Consider the following 1,765-nt stretch of genomic DNA (forward strand, 5'->3'; position numbering starts at 1 on the left):
GAATATGGGAGGATGACCGGCTGACCCATTTCGTATGAATGACTGGCGAGGATGGTTTGCAATTTTGGCCGCATTACTTGGTGCTCCTCTCCTATTGTATGCCGGAGTGCGGCTGATGTTATTCCGTAGGATGCCTGAACCGGACATAACTCCCAAGGCAACGAGGCGGCGTGTTGTCATCGTTCTATCTCTGGTTGTGCTTGCCGCCGGTTTGGGGCTCGTGGTTCAGAAGATCAGCATGTCGAAAATCGAATCGCTGGGCTGGGAGCAGTGCTACGTCAAACAGACGAGCTGGCGCTTTGGTAAGGAGATTTTTTCGTCGCATTGTGAGTCGCACGGCCTAATGAAGCTGGATCCGGCGCTGGACAAGTTGTCCCTAGAAGCGCTGAAAGACAAGCTCAATAAAGAAATGTTTGAGCAAGAGTAAGGGCCTCATGGGCCCTTTTTTATTCAATGATGGGTAATAGTTGCTCTGCCAGCTCTGCCAGCTCTGCCAGCTCTGCCAGCTCTCCAGCTCTCCAGCTTGTTCCGGTCGGGGTGGGTGTGGCCAGCGCTGGTGCTGGCCAGCTGCTCCACCACGTTCACCATCTGCAGCAGCAAGTTGAAGATGTTGATGGTGTCGGTCCCCATCCAGGTGCGGGGTGCCTCCAGGTGCTGCAGTTCGCCGGCGACGGTCCGGCGCAGTTGCCCCACCACCTCGACCAGATCCCCGGCCGTGGTCAGGCTCATGTTGCCCAGACTCCCCAGCATCAGATCATCTCCGGCCAGTAGCTCGATGGCACCCAGCGCCTCGATGCGCTTGTAGTCGAGCGGTAGCTGACGCACGTCGCTGGGAATGCGGATGGGTTTGGATCGAGTGACCATGGCGATTCCTTTTGAAGGGTCAGACGCGGGGAGTGGGTTGTTGCGGGCTGATGCTCGGGTCGGCTTTTAACTTGCCGCCGGTCAGCACCTCGATTTGGTAGGCGCGGCCTTGGGGAACAAGGTCACTCCACTGAGAAATGGCTTGAGGCTTGCAACCCAATGCCTGTGCCAATTTGTGATCCCCACAGAAGTGGTCAATTGCGTCCTTCTTCTTCATCACACTCCACCTTGTAAGGTTTACTTTCGAAAGAAAATGTAAAGCCAGGTGAACTATGGATACAAGGAAAAACTTACAGAAAAGACAAGAAATCCTACGAAAGCAACTTGTAAGATTGCTTACATGAAAATAAACGAACGCATCAAGCAGACACGTAAGAGACTCGGGTATAGCCAAGAGATTCTCGGCTCACGGGTTGGTGTATCACGCGTTTCCATTAGCCAATGGGAGCGGGGAGAAAACACGCCTAATGGTCGCTACCTCAATGAGTTAGCCGCCGCGTTGGGAGTCACGGTTGACTGGCTTCTGACAGGCGAGGGGGATGCTCCAAGTTCGTCAGGAGAGCCGCAGATACCTGGTTATCACAACGTTGAACCGGCCGTGATCCCACAAGGTACGCACGTGCCTGTGCTGAGCTATGTTCAGGCCGGCCACTGGCACGAGATGTGTGAGCAGGCCACGGCCTTCGATGGCAACGTCGAGTATGTGACGGCGGGGGTCGATGTCGGACCTTGTGGTTTCGGCCTCTGGTTGCGTGGCCAGTCGATGGAACCCTTCTTTAAGGAAGGCGACCTCATCATCGTTGACCCCGACGAAGCGCCCCAACCAGGGGATTTCGTCGTGGCCAAGAACGGCAGCGAAGAGGCCACCTTCAAGAAGTACCGGCCCCGCGGCATCGACGAG

The 1,765-nt window shown here is 55.7% G+C and carries 4 protein-coding genes; 2 read left to right on the forward strand and 2 right to left on the reverse strand.

What is annotated here, in order from left to right; genetic code table 11:
• Window positions 1-34: 34 nt before the first annotated feature.
• Window positions 35-427: a hypothetical protein gene (locus LG30_RS0107420; RefSeq protein WP_052100885.1), complete on the forward strand. Its 393-nt coding sequence runs from the start codon at window positions 35-37 to the stop codon at window positions 425-427.
• A gap of 23 nt (window positions 428-450) precedes the next feature.
• Here the strand turns inward: LG30_RS0107420 and LG30_RS22495 are convergent, their stop codons facing one another.
• Window positions 451-864, reverse strand: a complete 414-nt coding sequence (locus LG30_RS22495; protein WP_033130074.1) for a hypothetical protein — start codon at window positions 862-864, stop codon at window positions 451-453.
• A 19-nt stretch (window positions 865-883) separates the two neighbouring features.
• Entirely contained in the window at window positions 884-1,081 is a 198-nt protein-coding gene (locus tag LG30_RS0107430; RefSeq protein ID WP_033130075.1) for a Cro/CI family transcriptional regulator, read from the reverse strand.
• 123 nt (window positions 1,082-1,204) lie between these two features.
• Here LG30_RS0107430 and LG30_RS0107435 point away from each other — a divergent pair.
• The coding region (locus LG30_RS0107435) for a helix-turn-helix domain-containing protein (protein WP_033130077.1) at window positions 1,205-1,765 on the forward strand (561 nt) is incomplete at its 3' end.

It is taken from the genome of Aeromonas aquatica, assembly GCF_000764655.1.
Classification (GTDB): Bacteria; Pseudomonadota; Gammaproteobacteria; order Enterobacterales; family Aeromonadaceae; genus Aeromonas; species Aeromonas aquatica.

Coding starts and splice junctions, on each gene's coding strand:
- LG30_RS0107420 (WP_052100885.1), top strand. CDS start 35: ATGAATGACTGGCGAGGATGGTTTGCAATTTTGGCCGCATTACTTGGT.
- LG30_RS22495 (WP_033130074.1), bottom strand. CDS start 864: ATGGTCACTCGATCCAAACCCATCCGCATTCCCAGCGACGTGCGTCAG.
- LG30_RS0107430 (WP_033130075.1), bottom strand. CDS start 1,081: ATGAAGAAGAAGGACGCAATTGACCACTTCTGTGGGGATCACAAATTG.